The organism is Streptomyces sp. AF1A (assembly GCF_047340315.1).
In the GTDB taxonomy this organism is placed as follows: Bacteria; Actinomycetota; Actinomycetes; order Streptomycetales; family Streptomycetaceae; genus Streptomyces.
Window position 1 is genome coordinate 1 of record NZ_JBLEBI010000346.1, and the last position, 2,496, is coordinate 2,496.

General features: G+C 74.9%; 1 protein-coding gene and 1 pseudogene. Both read left to right on the forward strand.

Translation table 11 applies throughout. From position 1 onward, the window contains the following. Nucleotides 1-1,324, forward strand: a pseudogene (locus tag ACLU3S_RS36655) (serine/threonine protein kinase); the annotation flags it as partial. 181 nt (nucleotides 1,325-1,505) lie between these two features. Next, nucleotides 1,506-2,496: serine/threonine-protein kinase (locus ACLU3S_RS36660; protein ID WP_413956298.1), on the forward strand; the 991-nt coding region annotated here is incomplete at its 3' end.

Genomic DNA, 2,496 nt, shown 5'->3' on the forward strand with positions numbered 1-2,496 from the left:
ACCGGCCGACTCGTCCGCCCCCGCACTGCCGGCGCAGGCGAGCGCGTCCTGGGGCGGACCGGGCGCCGGGGGACCCGTCCGCAGGGGTCCCGCCACCGCGCTGGCCGCCGAGCGGGCCCGGCAGGTGCGGATGACGGTCGTGGGACCGGTGACCGAGCGGTGGGCGCCGGAGCAGGCCGGGCCCGTGCACGAGAACTGGCAGCTGGCGGCGCCGGTCGGGCCGGCCACCGACCTGTGGGCGCTCGGCGCGCTGCTGTTCCGGGCCGTGCAGGGGCATGCGCCGTACCCGGAGGAGTCCACGGCCGAGCTGGTGCAGCTGGTGTGCGCCGAGCCGCCCGCCTTCGCCGAGGAGTGCGGCCCGCTGCGGCCGGTGGTGGAGTCGTTGCTGCGCCAGGACCCGACCGAGCGGCTGGACTTCGAGGAGCTGAGCGGCTGGCTGCGCTCGCTGGTGCGGTCCGCGCCCGAGCCGGACGCCGGCACGCACGTCGTCACCGTCCCGCCCGCCGACCCGAGCCGGCTGCCGATCGTCCGGCGGCGCGGCGAGCTGGTGCGGCGGCGCCGTGCCGGGCTGCCCGCGGCCCCTCCGCACGGCCGCCACAAACGGGCCCGGCAGGAGGCGCGTTCGCCCCGCAGCCTCGGCCGGACCCTGCTCCTGCTGATCCTGCTCCTGCTGGCCGGGGCGATCGCGTACGCGCTGCTGTTCATGCCGAAGCATGGCGAGAGCGGGGCCGCGGGCAGCACGGACCGTACGGGCAGCGCCGGGGAGGCGAGCCCGGCGCCCTCGCCCACCCCGCAGACCTCGTCCGGGCGGGGCGCGCCCTCCGCGTCCGCGCCCGCCACCGAGACCCAGACCGGCGGCGGCCCCTCCGTCGCCGGCGGCTTCAGCCTGCGCAAGGACCCCGAGCACTTCGAGATCGCCGTCGCCCAGGGCTGGGAGCGCACTCCGAAGAACGGCAGCGGCGAGGTGGTCTACCGGCACGGGGGCTTCGAGCTGATCGTCGTGCCCGGACGAGACGGCGCCGCGACGTACGGCAGCGACCCGATGGCCTATCAGCGGGACAAGGAGAGCGAACTCCAGCCGTACCGGAACTCCAGCTGGGCCACCGCGACCGGGCTGCGTACCATCGAGGTGGGCGGACGCACCATGGCCGAGGGACAGTTCACCTGGACCGACGGGCAGGGCCGCGACCTTTACGTGCGCAACATGGCGATCCTGCTCGACGGCCGCTACCACGTCGTCCAGGTCCGCGGGCCGGAGGCGGAGCGCGACGAGGTGACACGGCTGTACGAGCAGGCCACGGCGACGTACCGCTACACGGGTTGAGCGCCCCGTATACCGGTTGAGCTCCCCGTATACCGGCCGAACACAACGGGTTCCGGTCGCCGTTCCCGCCCGCGACGGCAAGCGTCACAGGACTGTCACCTTGGTACCCCGCTTGTTCCCAGAGGACAGACCGGTCCTTAGTCTGAGCCTGACAAGAACATTGCGGGGCAACGTGAATCAGATGCAGGGCCTGCTCATAGCGGGTCGCTACCGGCTCGCCGACTCCATCGGCAGCGGCGGCATGGGCCGGGTGTGGCGCGCACACGACGAGGTGCTGCACCGGGCGGTGGCCATCAAGGAGTTGACCGCCGCGCTCTACGTCTCCGACAGCGACCGGGCCGTCCTGCTGGCCCGCACCCGGGCCGAGGCGCGGGCCGCCGCGCGCATCAACCACTCCGCCGTCGTCACCGTGCACGACGTCCTCGAACACGACGGCCGCCCCTGGATCGTCATGGAGCTGGTCGAGGGAAACTCGCTGGCGGACGCGGTCAAGGAGCGCGGGCGCGTCGATCCGCGCGAGGCCGCGCGGATCGGGCTGTGGGTGCTGCGGGCGCTGCGCGCCGCGCACTCCGCCGGCGTGCTGCACCGGGACGTCAAGCCCGGCAACGTGCTGCTCGGCCGCGACAGCCGGGTGCTGCTCACCGACTTCGGCATCGCCCAGATCGACGGCGACACCACCATCACCCGCACCGGAGAGGTCGTCGGCTCCGTCGACTACCTCGCGCCCGAGCGGGTGCGCGGCCACGATCCGGGTCCCGCCTCCGACCTGTGGGCGCTCGGCGCCACGCTGTACACGGCGGTGGAGGGCCGCTCGCCGTTCCGCCGCACCTCGCCGCTGACCACGATGCAGGCGGTCGTCGAGGAGGAGGCGGCCGAGCTGCGGTACGCCGGTCCGCTCGGCCCCGTCATCACCGCGCTGCTGCAGAAGGACCCGGCGCGGCGGCCCGGCACGGACGAGACCGAGCAACTGCTCGCCGAGGCGGCGGAGGGCCGCCGGCCCGGCGCCGCCCAGGCGTTCGTCCCGACCCAGGGCTCGGGTGTGCGCACGGCGGGGGTCCGGGACGCGGGCCCCACGGGCCACGGCTCCGGGCCGGACGCTTCCGGGTACGGACCGGGGACGACTGCCTCCGCGTACGGCTCCGGGACGACTGCCTCCGCGTACGGCTCCGGGA